The sequence below is a fragment of the Actinomadura sp. 6K520 genome (genome assembly GCF_004349245.1).
GTDB lineage: Bacteria > Actinomycetota > Actinomycetes > Streptosporangiales > Streptosporangiaceae > Spirillospora.
The window spans coordinates 34,206-53,303 of the sequence record NZ_SMLC01000009.1 but is presented as its reverse complement, the minus strand read 5'-3'; the positions used below and the strand labels follow the sequence as shown (position 1 = coordinate 53,303).

Below are 19,098 nucleotides of genomic sequence, written 5' to 3'. Positions count from 1 at the left end.
GGTTTCGTTCCTCCTTGGGGGTGGGCGGGGGGTTCAGCGAAACCCGGCCCTCCGGCTTTCGGGGGGCCCGAGATAAGAGGTCCTGAGTCCTCCGGTGTCGACCACGATCTTCTGCAGGACGACGGTCGGGTCGACCATCCAGAACTTCAGGGTGTGCGTCCCCGGTTCGGTGACGGTGTGCGTCGTGACGGTGCGGTTGACGTTGTCGGAGGTGTTCCTCTCCCATTGCTTGTTCATGGTCGTGTCGTTCGCGCCGGTCGCCTCGGTGATGTTCACGACCTGCGGTTCCTGGCCGTCGATCGAAACGGCGTACTTCAGGCCCCCGGTCGAAAGGACGCTGTTGCGCGGCGACAGGTACGCCCAGACCTGCACGGGCCCGGTGGTGGTCAGCGTCATGTCGTATTCGAGGCGCGGCCCCTTGCCCGGCTCCTGGCCGGGCGCGGTGACCGGGAACGGCTCCATTCCGGCGTCCGTCCGGCCGAGGCCGGGGATCCGCTTCCAGTGCGCGCCGCCCGCGCGGGTCGCGCGGGTGAAGCCGTCGGCGTCCATGGAGACGTAGCCGCCCGCTTCGACGAAGCCGCGCGCCTTGAACGATTTCGGCTTGTCGACGACGGCCTGGACGGTGACGGTCCGGCCGTCCGCACCCGTGATCTCGATCGGCACGCGCGTGGTCCCCGTGGGCGCCCGCCGCCAGTCGACCGACACGGTCGCCCGTACCTGCTTGTCCACCCGGCCCTTGGCGTGGGACACCTTCACCCAGGGCTTGCCGGGCGTGATCCGGTAGTCGAACGGGTCGGTGCCGCGGTTGAACACCTCGATGTACTGCGGGGGCGCGCTCTGGTACGGGCTGAACTCGGGCAGGACGGCCTCGGTCTCCGCCTTGGGCCACCACTCGTCGGAACCGTCGATGGCCACGCCCATCTCCGAGCCGTCCGGCACCTCGATCCGCTTGAGATGCGGGTAGATCTCGTCCGGCAGGGCCACGTGGTCCTTCTCGGGTTGCTGCCAGGGCGCGTTCGGGCCGTACCGCTCCACGTTCCCGTAGCCGATCTTCGGCTGGCTCTGGAAGCCCTCCCATTTCCCGCCGGCCAGTGCGTGGTCGTAGTAGTGCGACATCGCCTGGTCCTCGTCGAACCTGGCCTCGGCCTCGTCGGCGTAGTCGTTGGTGGCCGCCCGCCCCTGTTCCGCGTAGCGGATGTTCGTGAATTCGGCCTCGCGCAGCGCGTAAAGGTTGGCCGTCGCCTTCACCTGGTAGTACACGAGCTGGTAATAGGCGTCCTGTAGCTCGTCCGGTATGCGGCGGCGTATTCGTTCGGCCTTTGCGGCGAGCCGCTGCCAGCGTGCGGTGACGCCGTCCATTTCGCGGTACCGGTCGAGGTAGAAGGGTGTTTCCTCGTCGTCGTAGACGACGGCGCTCGGGTCGGTGGAAAGGTCCTTTTCCGGGTCGAGGGTGATGCGGCGGTTGAGCAGTTCCGGCTTGCGCAGCGCCTGCAGATTCCCGTACTCGCCGAGGACTTCGGCGATCTCCTTCGCGGGCCCGTTCCCGAAGTTCTGCGCAGCGTATTGCCGCTCCCACTCGCCCAGCCTGTGCAGCGGCCAGCGGTCCGGGTCCCATGCGTAGTCGAGGAAGAACTGGGTCGGCAGCTCGTTGCTCTTCATGTCGCCGACGTTCGCGACCCACAGGTTGCGGATGCCGTGCTGGTAGGACTGGTGGAGCTGCTCCCACGTGTTGCCGAGCTGCGCGGTGTCGACCCACTTGTAGTTGCGGCCGCCGCCCACGTAGTCGAAGTGGTAGTAGAGCCCGTATCCGCCGGCCCGCTCCGGCAGCCCCTGCGCGGGCATCTTGCGCATGTTGCCCCAGTTGTCGTCGGTGAAGACGACGGTCACGTCGTCGGGGACGCGCATGCCCCGGTCCCAGTACCGCTGGACCTCCTTGTAGAGCGTCCACACCTGCGGGGTCTCGGACGCCGCCTTCCCGGTGACGTCCGCCAGGATTCCGCGCTCGGCGGCGATGATGTTCTCCATCAGCTCGATGCCGTCGCCGTCCGGCAGGCTGACGTCGCCGTTGCCGCGCATGCCGATGGTGACGACGCCCTCGAAGTCCTCGTCGACCATCCGCTCGATGCCGTCCCGCCAGTACTTCTTGACGGCGTCGGCGTTGCGGCGGAAGCTCCACTCGCCCGTCCCGCCGTACGGGTCGCTGCCCGGCTTGGTGATCTCGCCGTCCGCGTCCCGCTCCGCCGGGGTGGCGTGCCGGTTCCACTCCTCGATGCCGCGCATCATCGGGGCCTCGTGGGACGTGCCCATGACGACGCCGTACTTCTTCGCGGTCGCGTGGTTGAGCGGGTCGTCCTCGGCGAAGGCGCGTCCCCACACCGCGGGCCACAGGTAGTTGGCCTTGAGCCGCAGCATGGTCTCGAAGATCTTGGCGTAGAACTCGTGGTTGAAGCCGTTGGGGTAGCCCTCGGCCTTCCCCGGCCCGAAGAACCGCGGCGCCCACCGGTTCAGCGCCGGGTTCTCGTCGTTGATGAAGAAGCCCCGGTACTTCACCGCCGGTGTGCCCTGCGTGTGCCGGCCCGGCTTCACGTAGATGTTCTCGTGCCGGGGGGACGGGACGTCGGCCCAGAAGTACCAGGGGGAGACGCCGATGTTCCTGGAGACGTCGTAGGCCCCGAAGATGGTGCCGCGCTGGTCGCTGCCGGCGATGACGAAGGCGCGCCGCACGCCCGGCATCGGGTGGTCCACCACCTGTTCGACGGTGGTCTCCCACTTGCCCTTGACGCCCCGCACGTCCAGCTTCCCGGACGAGACGAGCCGGTCGATGAGCGGGCTCTTGCCGATCGTGCCGATGATGACGACCGCGCTCGCGGCCGGGACCCTCCCGTCGGCCGACAGCGCGGGCCGCTCGCCGCTCACCCGCTCGATGTCGGCCCGCAGGTCCCCGGCGACCCGCACGACGCCCGGGTGGTCGGCGTCGCTGACGACCAGCGGCGCGGCCCTGCCGTCCGCGACGAGGGGGAAGTGCCCCCGGCCGTCCCGGAACGCGATGTAGGACGCGGGGTCCGGTTCGCCGTGGCCCTGCCCTCCGCGGCCGGCCGGGAGCGCGGCGGCGGGCGGGGCGGTGAAGGCGATGACGGTCGGGACCAGGGCCAGGAACAGCTTCGACTTCCACATCCGACGCGGTCTGCCCATCGGCTGTCTCCTCACTGCGGGAGCGGCACGGGCATCTCGAAACATTTCGATATTTTTCGAGAGCCGACTGGAAAATAGCCTCAGCCGTCTCTCGCGTCAACCACCTCTTTCCCTCGAATCAAGCCATGCGGTGTCTGATCTGGACGCATGCCGATGCGGGGATGGGTTCGAAACATTTCGATGTGACCGGAACGATCTTTCTGGGGCCGAGCGTGGCCAAGTCGGCACTTTTCACCACGCGGGGCCGTTGGAACGCAATATGGTTATGCGGGAACGGCTGCGACCCTCGCGGTGGTGGGCCGGCGAGCGCTAGAGAGGCCCGACTTTGACCCACGAGGACCCGGCCCGCATCGACCTGCACGTGGACGTCGCCCATCCCGCCCGGATGTACGACTACTACCTGGGCGGCAAGGACAACTACGAGGCCGATCGCGCGGCCGCCGAGGCCGCGCTCGACGCCGCCCCCGAGATCCGCGCCATCGCCCAGGAGAACCGCGCCTTCCTGCACCGCGCCGTCCGCCACCTGGTGGATTCCGGGGTCCGGCAGTTCCTCGACCTCGGCGCCGGGCTGCCGACCCAGCGCAACGTCCACGAGGTCGCCCAGGAGACCGCGCCCGACACGCGCGTCGTCTATGTCGACAACGACCCGATCGTCCTCGTGCACGCGCGGGCCCTGCTGAGCGGGCTGGGGCGGACGGCCGTCGTCCAGGCCGACGTCCGCGACCCCGAGCGGATCATCGCCGACGAGCAGGTCCGGTCGCTGATCGACTTCGACCAGCCGCTGGCGGTCATGCTGGTCTCGGTGCTGCAGTTCGTCCCCGACCGGGAGCCGCACGACATCGTCGCCCCGCTGCGGGACGCGATGCCCAGCGGCGGCTACCTCGTCCTGTCGCACCCCACCCAGGACTTCCGCACCAGCCAGGTGAACGAGGTCGCCAGCACCTACAACCGCGCCAAGGCCCCGGCCGTGGCGCGCCGCAAGTCCGAGATCGAGCGCATCTTCGACGGCTTCGAGCTGCTGGAGCCCGGCATCGTCCAGACCCCGCTCTGGCGGCCCGACGGCCCGGTCACGCCCAACCTCGATCTCATCTGGATGTACGGCGCCGTCGGCCGGAAACCCTGACCCCGGCCGCCCTTCCGACCCGACCTTTACCCCGGAGAGGTGACATGGACGTCATCGAGGCCATGAAGACAACGGGCACGTGCCGCTACTTCCGCGGCGACCCCGTACCGGACGAGGTCCTGATGACGGCGTTCGACGCCGCCCGGTTCGCGCCGCAGGGCGGCAACCGGCAGCCCGTCCGCTGGGTCGTCGTCCGGGACAAGGACCGCAAGCGGCAGCTCGCCGAGTGGTACCTCGGGCCCTGGAAGGCGTACCTGGACGGCATCGACACCGGCGAGATCGGCGTGGGCGCCCTGCCGAAGGCCGTCACCGACGCCGACCACTTCGCCGAGCACCTGCACGAGGTCCCGGCCATCGTCGTCCTGTGCGCCGAGATCGACGGCCTCCACCCCACCGACCTGGAGCTCGACCGGTTCAGCGTCGTGGGCGGCGGGTCCATCTACCCGACCGCGCAGAACTTCTGCCTCGCGCTGCGCGCCCAGGGCGTCGCCAGCGCCCTGACGACCCTCCTCGTCCACGCCGAGCCCAAGGTCAAGGAGCTGCTGGGCATCCCGGACGGCGTCATCACCGCCGCCCACATCGCGGTCGGCTACCCCGAGCACGGCTTCCCCGCCAAGCTGACCCGCACCCCGGTGGAGGAGATCGTCTTCGACGAGTCCTACGGCACCCCGATGCGCTGACCCGGTGCCGCGCCGACCCGGTGCCACGCTGCCGGTACCCTCATGCGGCGGGGCCGGGCGGCGGGGCGCGTGGTGCGCCCGCCGCCGCGCCGGGCCGTGGGGGATGCCGTGCGGACGCTGATCATCGACAACTACGACTCGTTCACCCACAACCTGCTCCAGTACGTGGCGGAGGCCGGTGCCGAGCCGGTCGTCGTCCGCAACGACGAGGTGGCGCGGACGTCGCGCCGCGCCCTGCGCCGCCTGCTGCGCCCGTTCGACAACGTGATCATCTCGCCCGGCCCCGGCTCGCCGGAGCACGACGGGGACTTCGGGATCTGCGCGGCGGTCATCGAGCACGCCCGGATCCCGGTCCTCGGCGTGTGCCTCGGCCACCAGGGGATCTGTCACGTGTTCGGCGGGCGTGTCCGGCCCGCGCCGCAGGTCCGGCACGGGCGGACGTCACCGGTGGAGCACACGGGCGCCGACCTGTTCCGGGGCCTGCCCTCCCCGTTCTCCGCGGTCCGCTACCACTCGCTCGCCGCCGCGGACCTCCCGCCGGTGCTGGAGACGGTGGCGTGGACGCCCGACGGCGTCCTGATGGGGGTCCGGCACACCCGGAGACCGATCTGGGGCGTCCAGTTCCACCCGGAGTCGGTGTGCACCGAGCACGGCCGCGCCATCATCGGCAACTTCCTCGACCTCACCCGCGAGCGCCTCGGCCGGAGACGGCCCGTCCGCGCCGCCGCGCCGTCCCCCGCCGCCCGGCCACCCGCACCGGCCGCCGAGCGGGACCGGACCGCGAGGTACCGGGTCATCGCGCGCCAGGTCAGCACACCGGCGGTGGCCGAGGACGTGTTCGGCGCGCTGTTCGCCGGGTCCGACCGGGCGTTCTGGCTCGACAGCAGCCGGACCGGTGAGCACGGCGGGCGCTTCTCGTTCATGGGGGACGCGGCCGGCCCGCTGGCGCGGGTCGCCACCTTCGACGTGGCGACCGGGGGCCTGACCGTCGAGTCGGCGGGCGGGACCACGCGGCTGGAGCGGGCGTCCTTCTTCGACTGGATCGACGCCGACCTGCGCGCCCACGCGGCCGAGACCCCCGACCTGCCGTTCGGCTTCCGGCTCGGCTGGGTCGGCTACCTCGGCTACGAGCTCAAGGCCGAGTGCGGCGGGGCGCGGGCGCACCGCTCCCCGCATCCCGACGCCGCCATGATCTTCGCCGACCGGGCCGTGGCGTTCGACCACCGGGACGGGAGCGTCCACCTGCTGGCCCTGTGCCGGCAGGTGGACGGTGCCGGCGACGAGCGCGCGGCGCGGGCCTGGCTGGACGCCGTCGAAACCCGCCTGGCCGGGCTGCCCGCCCGGTCACCGGGCACGCCGGCCCCCGCCGTCGACCCGCCGGTGCCCGGCGGGCTCGCGCTGCGGCACGGCCGGCGCCGCTACCTCGACAAGATCGCCGCCTGCCGCCGGGAGATCATCGCCGGGCAGACCTACGAGGTCTGCCTGACCAACATGCTCACCGCGCGGGTGCGCGCGGACCCGTGGGACTTCTACCGGCTGCTGCGCAGGCGCGACCCGGTGCCGTTCGGGGCGCTGCTGCGGTTCGGCGGCCTGTCGGTGCTGAGCGCCTCCCCCGAGCGCTTCCTGCGCGTCTCGGCGGACGGGCGGGCCGAGTCCAAGCCGATCAAGGGCACCCGGCCGCGTTCCGCCGACCCCGCCGAGGACCGGCGGCTGCGCGCCGAACTGGCGGCGAGCGTCAAGGACCGCGCCGAGAACCTCATGATCGTCGACCTGGTCCGGCACGACCTCGGCGGCGTCGCCGAGACCGGGTCGGTCGAGGTCGACCCGATCTTCGACGTGGAGAGCTACACCACCGTCCACCAGCTGGTGAGCACGGTCCGCGCCACCCTCCGCCCGGACGTCTCGGCCGTGCGGTGCGTGCGGTCGGCGTTCCCCGGCGGCTCGATGACGGGGGCGCCGAAGATCCGCACCATGCAGCTCATCGACCGCCTGGAGGAAGGCCCGCGCGGCGTGTACTCCGGTGCCCTCGGCTACTTCTCGCTGTCGGGCGCGGCCGACTTCAGCATCGTGATCCGCACGGCCGTGGCGTCCGCCGGGCGCGTCGAGTTCGGCGTCGGCGGCGCCATCACCGCCCTGTCGGACCCGGACGCCGAGTTCGCGGAGACCGCGGTCAAGGCCGCGCCCCTGCTCCGCCTGCTCGACGCGGCGTTCCCCGCGGATCAGCCGGCGGCGAAGTGGCGGTTCGCCCAGGCGGACAGTTCGGCGCGGGCCGCGGCCAGCTGAGCGGGCGTCACCGGCGTCCCGGTCGTGGTGTTGGCGACGAGCGCGAAGTGCACCGCCGCGGGCGAGTCGCCGGCCGGGGTCAGCTGCAGCCGGTGCGCCGAGGACGAGCCGGGTTCCGGCGTGGCCTTCACCGGGCCGGAGGCGGGCACGCCGGTGAGCGCGCCGAGATCGCTGACGACGGTGGTCCCGCCGGGGGCGAAGGACCGCGGGAGGTGCAGGTCGGTGGGCGCGCCCGTCGCCGACCCCCGCCACACGAGGACGCCGTACTGGCGGCCCTCGACCAGGGCGGCGACACCGGGCATCGAGGACGGGACGGTGAGCCAGGGCTGCTGCCGCCCCGTCCCGCCGTATCCGGAGCGGGCCAGGTCCTCGAACGCGAACGCCAGGGTGTCGCCGTTCACCGCGGCCGGGTAGAGCCTGTCGAGGACACGCTGGTCCAGTCGGAGCGTGACGGTGCCCGCGTCGTCGGCGGTGACGACGGAGTGGTCCTCGTCGTTCCACGCGTCGCCCTCGGTCTGCACCTTGCGGGGGTTGCCGTTCATCAACTCGTGGTGGCGGCCGCTGTAGACGTCCCAGTGCCACTGGAGCGCCGACAGCACGGCCCCGCCGCCGGACGGCCCGTTCCACCAGCCGCGGCCGGGAACGCCGTAGTCCATCGCCTGGTACATCCCGCGGACCATCCACGGGGTGCGGCCGTCGTCGAGCTTGTTGCCGAACTCGGAGACGATCGGCGCGGTGCCCAGTTCGGCGGCGCGCCGCCGGATCTCGTTCATCGGCGCGGCATAGGTCCCGTCGGACGCGGGGGAGGGGTCGAGCGTCATCCGCGCCCCGTCGTAGTAGTGGGTGTTGAAGACCATCCGGGTGCCGAGCCGCCCGACCGACGTCATGCCGCCCTGCTCGAAGAATCCGGTGTTCCAGAAGACCAGCGGTTCCACGAAGGCGGGTTTGGCCGCCCAGCCCGCCTCGTCCATCGCGGCGCGGAACCGGTGGTAGAAGGGCATCAGGTGGTTCTTCTCCCAGTCCAGGCCGGAGCCGCCGTCCAGGCCGCCGTCGAACGGCTCGTTGAAGGGGTCGAACCCGATGATGGCGTCGAACGCCGGCCGGGGGAGTTCCCGTTCGAGGTGGGTCATGGTCGCCTTCGCCTGCGCGAGGAAGGCGTCCTGGACGCCGATGGGCCCGGCCTCCGTGGCGAGGACCCGGTTGCGCCAGAAGTCGTGGGCGGCCTGGCGCACGGCGCCGTTGTTCATCATGTTCTGCCCCCACAGCAGGCAGATCCCGCACGACTCGCGCGGGTAGTCCCCGGCCTCGATCACCCATTCCGGGGCGCCGTCCCCGGTGTACCAGCTGCCCTCGTGGAACAGGTGCGAGGAGTACAGGTCCTGGTGGTAGTCGAGCAGGACGCGGATCCCGCGGTCGGTGAACTCCCTGATCTGCGCCGCGACCCTGTCGAGGTAGGCGTGGTCGATCCGGTCGGGCGCGGGCTGGACCCCTTCCCAGCTGATCAGGAAGCGGATCGCGTTGGCGCCGGTCAGATCCCGCATCGCCTGCGCCGACCGGGCGGCGTCCGCGGTGGTGCGGAACGGCAGGAGGTCGTTCTCGTAGAGCTTGGTGCTGCCCGAGACGTTGAAGCCGCGCAGCGTCACCTCGCGTCCCTCGCCGTCGCGGAACTCCCAGGCGCCGTCGTCCGGCGCGACGACGATCGCCCCCGGCGGGTCCATCGCCGCCGCGGGGGTCGCGGTGACGGCGGGCAGGCCGGCCACCGCCAGCAGGACCGCGGACAGGAGCCGGACGGGGACGCGGGACGCGCGGAACGCGGGCATGGCGGGGGCCTTTCGTCGCCGGGGCCCTCCACTGTGCAAGAAGGTTCTTGCATGCGCAAGAGCTATCTTGCATCCGTGTCATCCACCACGCGTGAGCGCATCCTCGACGCGGCCCTGGAGCTGATCCAGCGGCGCGGCTTCGGCGGCACGACCGTCACCGACATCGAGGAGCTGGCCGGGCTCTCCCCCGGGAGCGGCAGCTTCTACCGGCATTTCGGTTCCAAGGAGGACGTGTTCGGCGAGGTCTTCGAGCGGGAACTGGGCCGCGCCCAGGAGCACCGCCGCGCCTTCGAGCGCGGACCCGTCACCGGCGACCCGCGCGAGGCGCTCACCCGCCGCCTCCTGCAGCAGCTCGACTACCTGACGCGGGTCAGGCCGCTGATCACGCTGCTGGCCCGCGAGCACGGCCGGTTCCCCGAGCTGACCCGCAAGGTCCGCGGCGCGCTGCTGGACGAGGGCATCGCCGAGGAGGCCGAGCACCTCACCCGGGACCTGCCGGCGCTGCCCGGCGAGGAGGACGCGCACGCGCTCCTCGCGGTCGTCGTCTCCGCCCTGTCCGGATACCACCTGTCCCGGGAGTTCTTCGGCCGGCCCCCGGCCGACGTCGACCCCGCCCGGTTCGCGGCGGCCCTGGCGGCGCTCCTCACCGCACCCCGCGACTGAGCGTCGAGCGTCAGCCGGGGAGCTTCGCGAGGCCGCCGTAGGCCGACACCGCGGCCGGGTCGGGGGCCGGCGGATCGTCCGGATCGCGGCGCCACCGCGACACGAGCACCACGCCGGGCGGGACGAGTTCGAGCCCGTGGCCGGCGAAGACGAGCCGCTCGAACTCCGCGGCGGTCCGCGCGAGAGTGCGCACGCCGTCGTCGCGGTACCCCGCGGACGCCCAGCGCAGTCGCGGCTCGTGCTCGTCGGTCACGTGGCTGGCGAGGACGTAGCTGCCCGGCGGGAGGGCCTCGACGAACGTCCGGATGATCTCCGCGGGCCGCTCCTCGTCCGGGATGAAATGCAGAATGGCGCTGAGTATCAGCGCGATCGGCTCGTCGAAATCCAGGACCTGGTGCACGAGATCGCTGCCGACGATGGCCTCCGGAGCGCGGATGTCGGCGTCCAGGTAACCGACGTTCCCCCGGGGGTCGGAGACCATCAGGGCGCGGGCGTGCGCCAGCACGACCGGGTCGTTGTCGACGTAGGCGATGCGCGCCTCCGGCGTGACGCCCTGCGCGACCTCGTGCACGTTCGGCGAGGTCGGGATGCCGGTCCCGATGTCGAGGAACTGCCGGACGCCGGCCTCGGCGGCGAGGTACCGGACGCCGCGGAGCAGGAATCTGCGGTTCTCCTGGGCGCCCACCCGGATGGCCGGGAAAGCCTCCTCGATGTTGTCCGCGGCCCTTCGGTCGGTGGCGAAATTGTCCTTTCCGCCCAGCAGATAGTCGTACACCCGGGCCGACGACGGATGGGTCGCGTCGACGAGGGGCCGCCGGGGATCGCGCGCCATGCTCTCGGCCGGCGCGGCTCTGTCTTCTCCTGGGGATGACACGTTCCGGTAACTCCACGCTCCTGACGGCGGCAGAGGGGAGTAGCTTAACGTGGCGGACAATGCCGGAAGGGAAACTCCGGGTACCGTCGCCTCCCGTAATCGGACGATCGGGGAACGTGATGAGGATCGCCATAGCCGGCGCGTCCGGCCGGCTCGCGCGGGCCACCGCGGAATACGTGCTGGAAAAGGTCTCCCCCGATGACGTCGTCCTGGTCACCAGGAATGTGGACGCCCTCGCCGGGTTCGCGGGCAACGGGGTGACCGTGCGGTACGGCGACTACGACCGGCCGGAGTCGCTCCCCGCCGCGTTCGAGGGGGCGGACCGGCTGTTCCTGGTCAGCCTGCACGAGCTCGGCCGCCGCGTCACCCAGCACCGCAACGCCATCGACGCGGCAGTCGCGGCCGGGGTGCGGCACATCGTGTACACCTCCTACATCATGGCCGACCCGGCCGACCCGGACTGCCCGTCCACGGTCGTGCCCGACCACCTGCGCACCCACGAGCTGCTGGACGCCTCCGGCCTGGAGGTGACCTACCTGCGCATGGGCCTGTTCGCGGAGACGCCCGTCACGCAGATCCTCCCCCCGGCGATCGCCCGCGGCATGCTGGTGGACAACACCGGCCACGCCAAGGGCGCCTTCGTGCACCGCGACGACTGCGCGGCCGCCGCCGCCGCGGTCCTGGCGTCCGCCGGCCACGAGGGCAGGACGTACGACGTCACCGGGCCCGAGCTGCTCGGCTTCGACGACCTCACCGCGCTCGCCGCCAAGATCTCCGGCCGACCCGTCGGGTACCGCAGCGTGCCCGACGACGAGTTCGACGCGCAGTTGCGCGCCGCGGGCGTGCCCGACGACGTGCGGGGCATGATCGTCTCCTTCGGGGTGTCGCTGCGCGCCGGCTACGGGGAGCCGCTCACCGACACGGTGCGGCGGCTCACCGGCCGCCCGGCCCGCCCCGTCAGCGACCTCATGGAACGGCACCGCGACCTGCTCGCGGGTTCCTGACGCGAGGTTCCCGACGCGAAGGCGCAGCTCCCGGCGCCGCCCCGCTGAAACGACGTGGGCGGGGTATTGACAGCGCCCATTGTTAGCGCAAACATCGGCGAAACGGCCAGCGAGCGCCCGCCCCGGCAAGCATCCCGCGGGCATTTCCGGCCTGCTATTGAAAGCGCTTCCAAGCCGGAGGGTGAGGAGAAATCCGTGGACGACCCGAGAGCATTCGACCGCCGTACCGTCCTGCGGACGCTGGCCGCGGTGCCGGTCGCCGCCGCCGGCGTCGCGGCCTGGCCGGGCACGGCCGCGGCGGCCCCCGCCTCGCCCGGTGTCCGCTACACGAACCCGCTGATCCGGCAGCGCGCCGACCCGCACATCGTCCGGCACTCCGACGGCCACTACTACTTCACGGCGACCGTGCCGGAGTACGACCGGATCATCCTGCGCCGCGCCACGGGCATCCAGGGCCTGGCCGGCGCGAGCGAACGGGTGATCTGGCGCAGGCACGCGTCCGGTGAGATGGCGGCGCACATCTGGGCGCCCGAGATCCACTTCATCGACGGCCGGTGGTACGTCTACTTCGCCGCCGGGCGGTCCGACGACATCTGGCGCATCCGCATGTACGTCCTGCGGAGCTCCGGCGCCGACCCGTTCACCTCCACCTGGACGGAGATGGGCCGCCTGGTCACCCCGTGGGACACCTTCTCCCTGGACGCGACCACCTTCACCCACAACGGGACGCGCTACCTGGTCTGGGCACAGAGCCCACCGGGCAGCGACGTCAACTCCAGCCTCTACATCGCCCGCATGAGCAGCCCGTGGACCATCACCGGGACGCCCACACTGCTGAGCACGCCGACGCTGCCGTGGGAGACGATCGGATACAAGGTCAACGAGGGCGCCGCCGTCCTCGTGCGCAACGGGCGCGTGTTCATGACGTACTCGGCGAGCGCCACCGACGCCAACTACTGCATGGGCCTGCTCACCGCCCCGGCCTCGGCGGACCCGCTGAACGCCTCGTCCTGGAGCAAGAGCCCCGACCCCGTCTTCACCAGCAACGACGCGACGAGCCAGTACGGCCCGGGGCACAACTCCTTCACCGTCTCAGAGGACGGCCGGAGCGACATCCTCGTCTACCACGACCGTGACTACCGCGACATCAGCGGCGATCCGCTGAACGACCCGAACCGGCGCACGCGCGTCCAGAAGCTCTACTGGAACGCCGACGGCACGCCCAACTTCGGCATCCCGGTGAGCGACGGCGTGACCCCCTACCGGCTGTCGTCCTACAGCAGCCCCGGACGCTACGTCCGCCACTACGACTTCCGCGCCAGGCTCGACGCGGACGTCGCCATGCTCGCCGACTCGCAGTTCAGGATCGTCCCCGGGCTCCACGGCGACGGGACGGTGTCGCTCGAATCCGCCAACTACCCCGGCCACTACCTGAGGCACCGCAACTACGAACTGTGGGTCGACCGCGCCGACGCGACCGCGCTGTTCGGGGCCGACTCCTCCTTCCGGCAGCGGACCGGGCTCGCCGACGCGGCCGGGATCTCGCTGGAGGCGGTCAACTTCGCCGGCCGGTACGTCCGGCAGCGCTCGTCCCTCCTCTACCTGGAGACCGCCGACACCGCCGCGGCCCGCGGCGACGCGACCTTCTACCTCGAATAGGACCCCGCCCCCCAAAGGCCCGCCCCTCCGGGCGGGACGTGGTGGGCCGGGACGCCCCGATCGCCGTGAACAGGTGACAACCGGGCGGATCGGCTGCCAGGCTTTCCTCGGTGCGGTGAAGGGGACTTCGAGGAGGCGACGGCTGTGACCGTCTCGATGGTGAAGGGCCAGCGGATCTCGCTGGAGAAGCCCGGCGGTGTGCTGAGCATGGTCCGGATGGGGCTGGGCTGGGACGCGGTGAAGAAGAAGGGCTTCTTCGGCTCGCGGGAACGGGAGATCGACCTCGACGCGTCCTGCGTGCTCTTCGCCGACGGGAGCATCGCCGACGTGGTCTACTTCGGCAAGCTCGTCAGCGACGACGGCTCGGTCCGGCACACCGGCGACAACCTGACCGGGGCGGGCGACGGTGACGACGAGTCGGTGATCGTCGATCTGAGCAGGCTTCCGGTGCACGTCACGTCGCTGGTGTTCACGGTCAGCTCCTTCAACGGGCAGACGTTCGACGAGGTCGAGAACGCCTTCTGCCGGCTCGTGAACGAGCAGGACGGCGCCGAGATGGCCCGGTACACGCTGACCGGCGGCGGCGCCCACACCGCGATGGTGATGGCCCGCGTCTACCGGCACGGCGACGGCTGGAAGATGAACGCGATCGGCGAGCCGTGCCACGGGCGCACGTTCGAGGACATGCTGCCGACGATCGCCGGTCTCGCCTGACCGCCGATGACCGAACTCGCCCCGGGCGCCAACGTCGCCCTGCCCGCCCGGCGGGTGACCGCCACGGTGTCCTGCGCCGTCCCCGTGGACGTCAGCGCCCTGCTCGTCGGCCCTGACCTGCGCGTCCGCTCCGATTCCGACCTGGTGTTCTTCAACGCCCCGGAGGCGCCGGGCGTGCGGTGGGCCGACGGCGGGGGCCGCCAGCGCGTGCGGCTCGACCTGGACGCGGTGCCCTCCGACGTCCACGCGGTGCTGGTCGCGGTGAGCCTGTCCGGGGCCGGGTCGTTCGGGTCGATGCCGCCGCCGCAGGTCAGATTGGCGGGGGACGGCGACGCACCGGCGGCCCTGTTCACCGTCCCGGGGCTGGGCCCGGAGAAGGCGATCATCGGACTGGAGATCTACCGCAGGTCCGGGCAGTGGAAGGTGCGCGCCGTCGGGCAGGGCTACGCGGGCGGGCTCGCCGAGCTGGTCGAGGCGCACGGCGTCGAGGTGGACGACCCGGGGGAGGAGACGGGCATGGGCACCGCCCCGGCGGGCCCCGCCGTCGGCGCACCGCCGCCCGCGCAGCCGCCGCCCGCGCAGCCGCCGCCCGCGCAGCCGCCACCCGCGCAGCCACTGCCCGTACCGCCGCCGCGCACGCAGCCGCCCCCGGCCCAGCCGCCGCCGCAGCGGGCCCCCGCGCCGCAGCCGCCGTCCTCCTCGGAGGTCGGCTACCTCGAACGGTGCTGGCTGATCTGGGAGGACGCCAGCCGCTCGCTGGCCTCGTTCCGCGCCGCCACCGAGCACGCGCTGCGGCTTCGCAACGAGGAGATCGCCGGCCGGGCGCCGCGCGGCCGGTTCGAGGAGCTGATGAGGGCGGCGGACGAGCGGCTGCGCACCGACGCCGCCCAGCTGCGCGACGAGCTGGCCCGGGTGGAGCCGCACGTCACCGCGGAGGTCGCGCCGTTCGACGCGCCGTCGTGGCTGACCTGGCGGCCGGGCACCGACCTGGCCGAGGGGATGCTGGTGGGGCGGCTGACCACCGAGGAACTGCCCGGCCTGCGGATACCGCTCGTCCTGCGGATGCCCTGGCGGCGCGGCGTGTGGATCGCGCGCGGCACGATGCCCGGCGACTCGGCCGGCTACGCCTGGTCGCTGGTGACCCGGTTCCTGGCCGCCGTCCCGCCCGGCCTGGCCGGCCTGGAGGTCATCGACGCGGCGGGACTGTCGGGCGCGGGCTGGCTGCACGGGTTCGACCCGGTCACCAGCGCCCGCCTGCTGGGCGGCGGGGTGGCCACCGGCCCGGCGGCGTCCGAGCGGCTCCGCCGCCTGCTCGACCTGGTGGACCTGCGGCGGATCGGCGGCGACCTGCCCGCCGCGGCCGCGGACGGCCCCCCGGTGCGGCTCGTGGTGATCCTCGACGCGGGCGCCGCGGTCGCTGGGGAGGAGGCGCACCAGGTGCTGCGCCTCGTGGAGGACGGCCCGCTCGCCGGCGTCCCGGTGCTGCTCGTGGAGACCGACACCCCCGCCGCGGAGACGGTGCGCGCCATCCGCGTCCGGCAGTCCTGCAACGACCTCCCGTCCAGCGAAGGCATGATCGGCGACTCATGGGTCGGCGCGGGCTGGACCCTCACCCCGGAGGTCCTCCCGGACACCGCCGCTGGCACCCGCGCCCCGGCCCTCCTGACCCACGTCCTCACCGCCCACGCCCGCACCATCGCCGCCCACGACTAGCTGTACTGACCACAGAGGTCCAACGGCTTGGCGGCCCGGTGGACGTCCGTGGAAACCGCACGCGTGGCTGGACCGGCCGGCGGGCCGGGGCGGACATCACATCCGGTCAGCCGATGGAGCAGGTGTTGGCCACGTCACCGGAGGTCTGGCGCGGGATGGTGGCGCTCGGCGGGGGTGCCTGGCCGCCGTGCGGGGCCGTCCAGCGTTCGAGGGCGTCGAACGCCGTCCGCATGCACGGCAGCAGCGGCCGCATCCGGTCGGAGAACATGTCGTACTCCAGGTCCAGGTGCGAGGCGCCCTCGATCCGGTAGTAGCGGTGCAGCTCGCCCCGCCCCTGCTCGCGGATCCTCGCCGCGTACGCGTCGCCGTGGACCTTGATCGGCAGCAGCGAGTCCAGCGTCCCGTGCACCGTGATCATCGGCTTGCCGATGCGGCCGGTGTGGCCCTGCTTCCGCACGGTCCGGTGCACGCTTCTGGGGCGCTCGTGGTAGCGGTAGTCGGTGTCGCAGTTCGGCGTTCCGCTCTCGCAGTACGGGATGCCCGCCTGCAGGTCGCCGTCGTAGGTGGGGTCGATCTCCTCGCGGTAGATGCGCTGCGTGTTGTCCCAGATGACCGTGTAGTTGAAGTCCCAGAGGAACTCCGAGCCGGGCGCGAAACCGGCCTCGATCATTCGGGCGTGCGCCCGGGGGTCGCCCGTTTCCTTGTACTCGGGGTAGTTGCGCAGCGCCGTCGGCAGGTAGGTGAGCGCGTTCGGCCCGTTGTCGCGCGGCCAGTACGTGCCTTCGTTGTCGATTCCGCCGTCGTAGAGCTCGGGGTGGTTCTCCAGTGCCCAGCGGACCAGCTGGCCGCCGTTGGAGATGCCGGCCGCGTAGGTCCGGCGCGGGGCCTTGCCGTAGTGGCGGGCCACGGTCACTTTGGCGGCGACGGTGAGCTGGGTCATCCGGCGGTACCACTCCCGGATGGCGTCCCCGGGGCGCCTGCCGTCCTTGAAGAACTCGTTGCCGTTGTTGCCCTTGTCGGTCGAGGCGAACGCGTACCCCTTGGCGAGCACCCAGTCGGAGATGGTGAAGTCGTTGGCGTACTGGCGGCGGGTGCCCGGTGCCCCCGAGACTACGAGCCCGCCGTTCCAGTTCTCCGGAAGGCGGATCACGAACTGGGAGTCGTGGTTCCAGCCGTGGGTGGTGTTGAACGTGGAGCTGTCCGGAAAGTAGCCGTCGACCTGGATGCCCGGGATGCCGCTCGGATTCCGGGTGGCGGCGGCGTGCAGTCCCGTCCACTGGGCGGGGTCGGTGTGGCCGGACGTGACCGTGCCGGTGGTGGTGAGGTCGTCCAGGCAGGCGGCGACCTGCTTCTGTGCGCCGGAGACCTCGATCCTGTCCATGCGGTGGCAGCGGGTGTCCGCTTGGGCGGCCGGGACGGCGGCCGCCGGCGGGGCCGCCAAGAGCGTCACCACCGCGGCCGAGAAGACGGATGATCTGCGGAGAATGGACATGTGCGGCTCCCTGGGGTGGGGAACGGATTGATCGGTCGGTCCGTGATGGACGCCATGCTGTGTGACTGCTGACGGGCCCGGCCACGTCGCCGGGCACCACTCTTGACCGGCGCCCTGTGGTGAGCGCCTCCATGCCCGCGGGCGGTGGATGCGGCCCGCTCGCGCCCACGACGGGCCGGCCCCCGTTTTTCTGCCGCGGGCCTTCCGCGCGGTGTGGAAGTCATTCATATGAGCCCGGCCGAATGTGTGTTTCGGTCGCCTGGTCGCTCACCTGGCCGCCACCTAGCGTTCACGTCCACGGCGTTCCGAACGTGTCTCGGATCACCGCATGGCGCACGAGGAGGTCGCATGACAGGAGGGCCCACGGAGACCGGGCACGGCGCCGGCGCCGGTTCCGTCCCCGTCCTGAAGGCGCGGGGCCTGGTCAGGGAGTTTCGCGGCTTCCGGGCCGTGGACGGCGTGGATCTGGACGTGGCCGAGGGCGGCGTGCACGCGCTGGTCGGCCCCAACGGCGCCGGCAAGACCACCCTGTTCAACCTGCTCACCGGCTTCCTGAAGCCGACCGCCGGCAGCGTGCTGCTGGCGGACCGCGAGGAACTGGCCGGGCGCAGTCCCGAGGCGATCAGCCGGCTCGGCGTGGCGCGCTCGTTCCAGATCACCAGCCTGTTCGCCGAGCTGACCCCGCACCAGCACGTGGGTCTGGCGCTGGCGAGCCGCACCGGGCTGGGCTGGCGGTTCTGGCTCTCGGACCGCAAGCTCGACCGCTTCGCCGACCGCGCGGAGGAACTTCTCGACCAGGTCGGGCTCGCCGACCAGGGGACCGTCCCGGCGGGCTCGCTGTCGTACGGCCGCAAACGCGCGCTGGAGCTGGCCCTGGCCCTCGCCCTCGACCCGACGGTACTGCTGCTCGACGAGCCGACCGCCGGGATGGGCGTGGAGGACGTGGACCGCACCATCGAGCTCGTCCGCAAGATCCGCGCGGGCCGCACCGTCGTGCTCGTCGAGCACAACATGAACGTCGTCGCCAGCCTCGCCGACCGGGTGACCGTTCTGCAGCACGGCAAGGTGCTCGCCGAGGGCCCGTACGCCGAGATCCGCCACGACCCCCGGGTCGTCACCGCCTACCTCGGAGACGCCCATGCTGCGCGTTGATCGCCTGTCGGCCTGGTACGGGGAGGCGCAAGCCCTGCGCGAGGTGTCGATGCGGGTCGACGAGGGCGAGATCGTCACGCTCGTCGGCCGCAACGGCGCCGGCAAGACCACGCTGCTGCGCTGCCTGATGGGACTGCACGGCTCCTATGGCCGGACCACGGGCACCGTCTCGCTGTCCGGCGAGGACGTCACCGGCCTCGCCCCCCACCGCAGGGCCCGCCGCGGCCTGGGCTTCGTCCCGGACGATCGGGGTGTCTACGCCACCCTCTCGGTCGAGGAGAACCTGCTGCTCCCGCCGAGGAGGAAGGTCGGCGGGCCGGGCGGTCCGGAGGCATGGCCGCTGGAGCGGGTGTACGAGACGTTCCCGATGCTGCGGGAGCGGCGCCGGTTCCCCGGGACGAAGCTGTCGGGCGGCGAGCAGCAGATGCTCGCGCTGGCGCGGGTGCTGCGGACGGGCGCCCGGCTGCTGCTGTGCGACGAGCCCACCGAGGGCCTGTCGCCCCTGATCGTCGCCCAGATCGGCGACATCCTCCGCGAGGTCAAGGCCGCGGGAGTGACCGTCCTGCTGATCGAGCAGAACGTGCACTTCGCCGTGACCGTCGCCGACCGCCACTACCTGCTCGCCGAGGGCCGCATCGTCGAGTCCCTCGGCAACGACCAGGTCCGCGAACGCGAGCACGAACTACTCGACTACCTCGGACTGTGACCGTCCTCCGGGCGAAGCACCGG

14 protein-coding genes are annotated in these 19,098 nt (G+C 71.9%); 10 read left to right on the top strand and 4 right to left on the bottom strand.

The genetic code is table 11. The features are described 5' to 3' along the window. Positions 1-33: 33 nt before the first annotated feature. Positions 34-3,192 (bottom strand): glycosyl hydrolase 115 family protein, encoded by a 3,159-nt coding sequence (locus tag E1289_RS04670; protein WP_131975612.1) that lies wholly within the window; start codon positions 3,190-3,192, stop codon positions 34-36. Between the two features lie 325 nt (positions 3,193-3,517). Here E1289_RS04670 and E1289_RS04665 point away from each other — a divergent pair, with 325 nt between their 5' ends. The 3 genes from E1289_RS04665 to pabB all read left to right on the top strand — a co-directional run bounded on the left by E1289_RS04665 (position 3,518) and on the right by pabB (position 7,278). Next, complete coding sequence (locus E1289_RS04665) at positions 3,518-4,315, top strand: SAM-dependent methyltransferase (RefSeq protein ID WP_243712606.1); 798 nt, start codon at positions 3,518-3,520, stop codon at positions 4,313-4,315. Positions 4,316-4,359: 44 nt separating this feature from the next. Then, a complete protein-coding gene (locus E1289_RS04660) occupies positions 4,360-4,995 on the top strand; it encodes a nitroreductase family protein (protein WP_131975610.1) in 636 nt (211 codons plus the stop codon). Between the two features lie 108 nt (positions 4,996-5,103). After that, positions 5,104-7,278, top strand: coding sequence for an aminodeoxychorismate synthase component I (gene pabB, locus E1289_RS04655; protein ID WP_131975608.1), 2,175 nt, complete (start codon positions 5,104-5,106; stop codon positions 7,276-7,278). On the opposite strand, the gene E1289_RS04650 is transcribed toward pabB, so the two are convergent. Then, positions 7,215-9,098, bottom strand: a complete 1,884-nt coding sequence (locus E1289_RS04650) for a cellulase family glycosylhydrolase (RefSeq protein WP_131975606.1) — start codon at positions 9,096-9,098, stop codon at positions 7,215-7,217. The genes pabB and E1289_RS04650 overlap by 64 nt on opposite strands. Before the next feature lie 75 nt (positions 9,099-9,173). Between E1289_RS04650 and E1289_RS04645 the strand changes: the two genes are divergently transcribed. Beyond that, the gene (locus E1289_RS04645; RefSeq protein WP_165970339.1) at positions 9,174-9,761 is read left to right on the top strand and encodes a TetR/AcrR family transcriptional regulator; all 588 of its coding nucleotides are present in this window, start codon (positions 9,174-9,176) and stop codon (positions 9,759-9,761) included. Positions 9,762-9,771: 10 nt separating this feature from the next. Here the strand turns inward: E1289_RS04645 and E1289_RS04640 are convergent, their stop codons facing one another. Continuing rightward, on the bottom strand, positions 9,772-10,593 hold the full coding sequence (locus tag E1289_RS04640) for an SAM-dependent methyltransferase (RefSeq protein ID WP_131975602.1): 822 nt from the start codon (positions 10,591-10,593) through the stop codon (positions 9,772-9,774). A 161-nt stretch (positions 10,594-10,754) separates the two neighbouring features. On the opposite strand from E1289_RS04640, the gene E1289_RS04635 reads away from it, so the two are divergent. The 4 genes from E1289_RS04635 (at position 10,755) to E1289_RS04620 (ending at position 15,725) form a co-directional block, all read left to right on the top strand. Next, on the top strand, positions 10,755-11,639 hold the full coding sequence (locus tag E1289_RS04635) for an SDR family oxidoreductase (protein WP_165970338.1): 885 nt from the start codon (positions 10,755-10,757) through the stop codon (positions 11,637-11,639). A 195-nt stretch (positions 11,640-11,834) separates the two neighbouring features. Continuing rightward, positions 11,835-13,298, top strand: coding sequence for a family 43 glycosylhydrolase (locus E1289_RS04630; RefSeq protein ID WP_131975598.1), 1,464 nt, complete (start codon positions 11,835-11,837; stop codon positions 13,296-13,298). A gap of 144 nt (positions 13,299-13,442) precedes the next feature. Then, on the top strand, positions 13,443-14,012 hold the full coding sequence (locus E1289_RS04625) for a TerD family protein (RefSeq protein WP_131975596.1): 570 nt from the start codon (positions 13,443-13,445) through the stop codon (positions 14,010-14,012). A 6-nt stretch (positions 14,013-14,018) separates the two neighbouring features. Continuing rightward, positions 14,019-15,725 carry a TerD family protein gene (locus tag E1289_RS04620; RefSeq protein ID WP_131975594.1) on the top strand — a complete coding sequence of 569 codons (1,707 nt, stop codon included), beginning with the start codon at positions 14,019-14,021 and terminating at the stop codon, positions 15,723-15,725. Positions 15,726-15,831: 106 nt separating this feature from the next. Here the strand turns inward: E1289_RS04620 and E1289_RS04615 are convergent, their stop codons facing one another. Next, positions 15,832-17,217 (bottom strand): tannase/feruloyl esterase family alpha/beta hydrolase, encoded by a 1,386-nt coding sequence (locus E1289_RS04615; RefSeq protein WP_131975592.1) that lies wholly within the window; start codon positions 17,215-17,217, stop codon positions 15,832-15,834. Between the two features lie 348 nt (positions 17,218-17,565). Here E1289_RS04615 and E1289_RS04610 point away from each other — a divergent pair, with 348 nt between their 5' ends. Further along, positions 17,566-18,369, top strand: a complete 804-nt coding sequence (locus E1289_RS04610) for an ABC transporter ATP-binding protein (RefSeq protein WP_131975590.1) — start codon at positions 17,566-17,568, stop codon at positions 18,367-18,369. After that, positions 18,356-19,075, top strand: coding sequence for an ABC transporter ATP-binding protein (locus E1289_RS04605; RefSeq protein WP_131975588.1), 720 nt, complete (start codon positions 18,356-18,358; stop codon positions 19,073-19,075). The genes E1289_RS04610 and E1289_RS04605 overlap by 14 nt, the downstream gene beginning before the upstream one ends. Positions 19,076-19,098 lie beyond the last annotated feature (23 nt).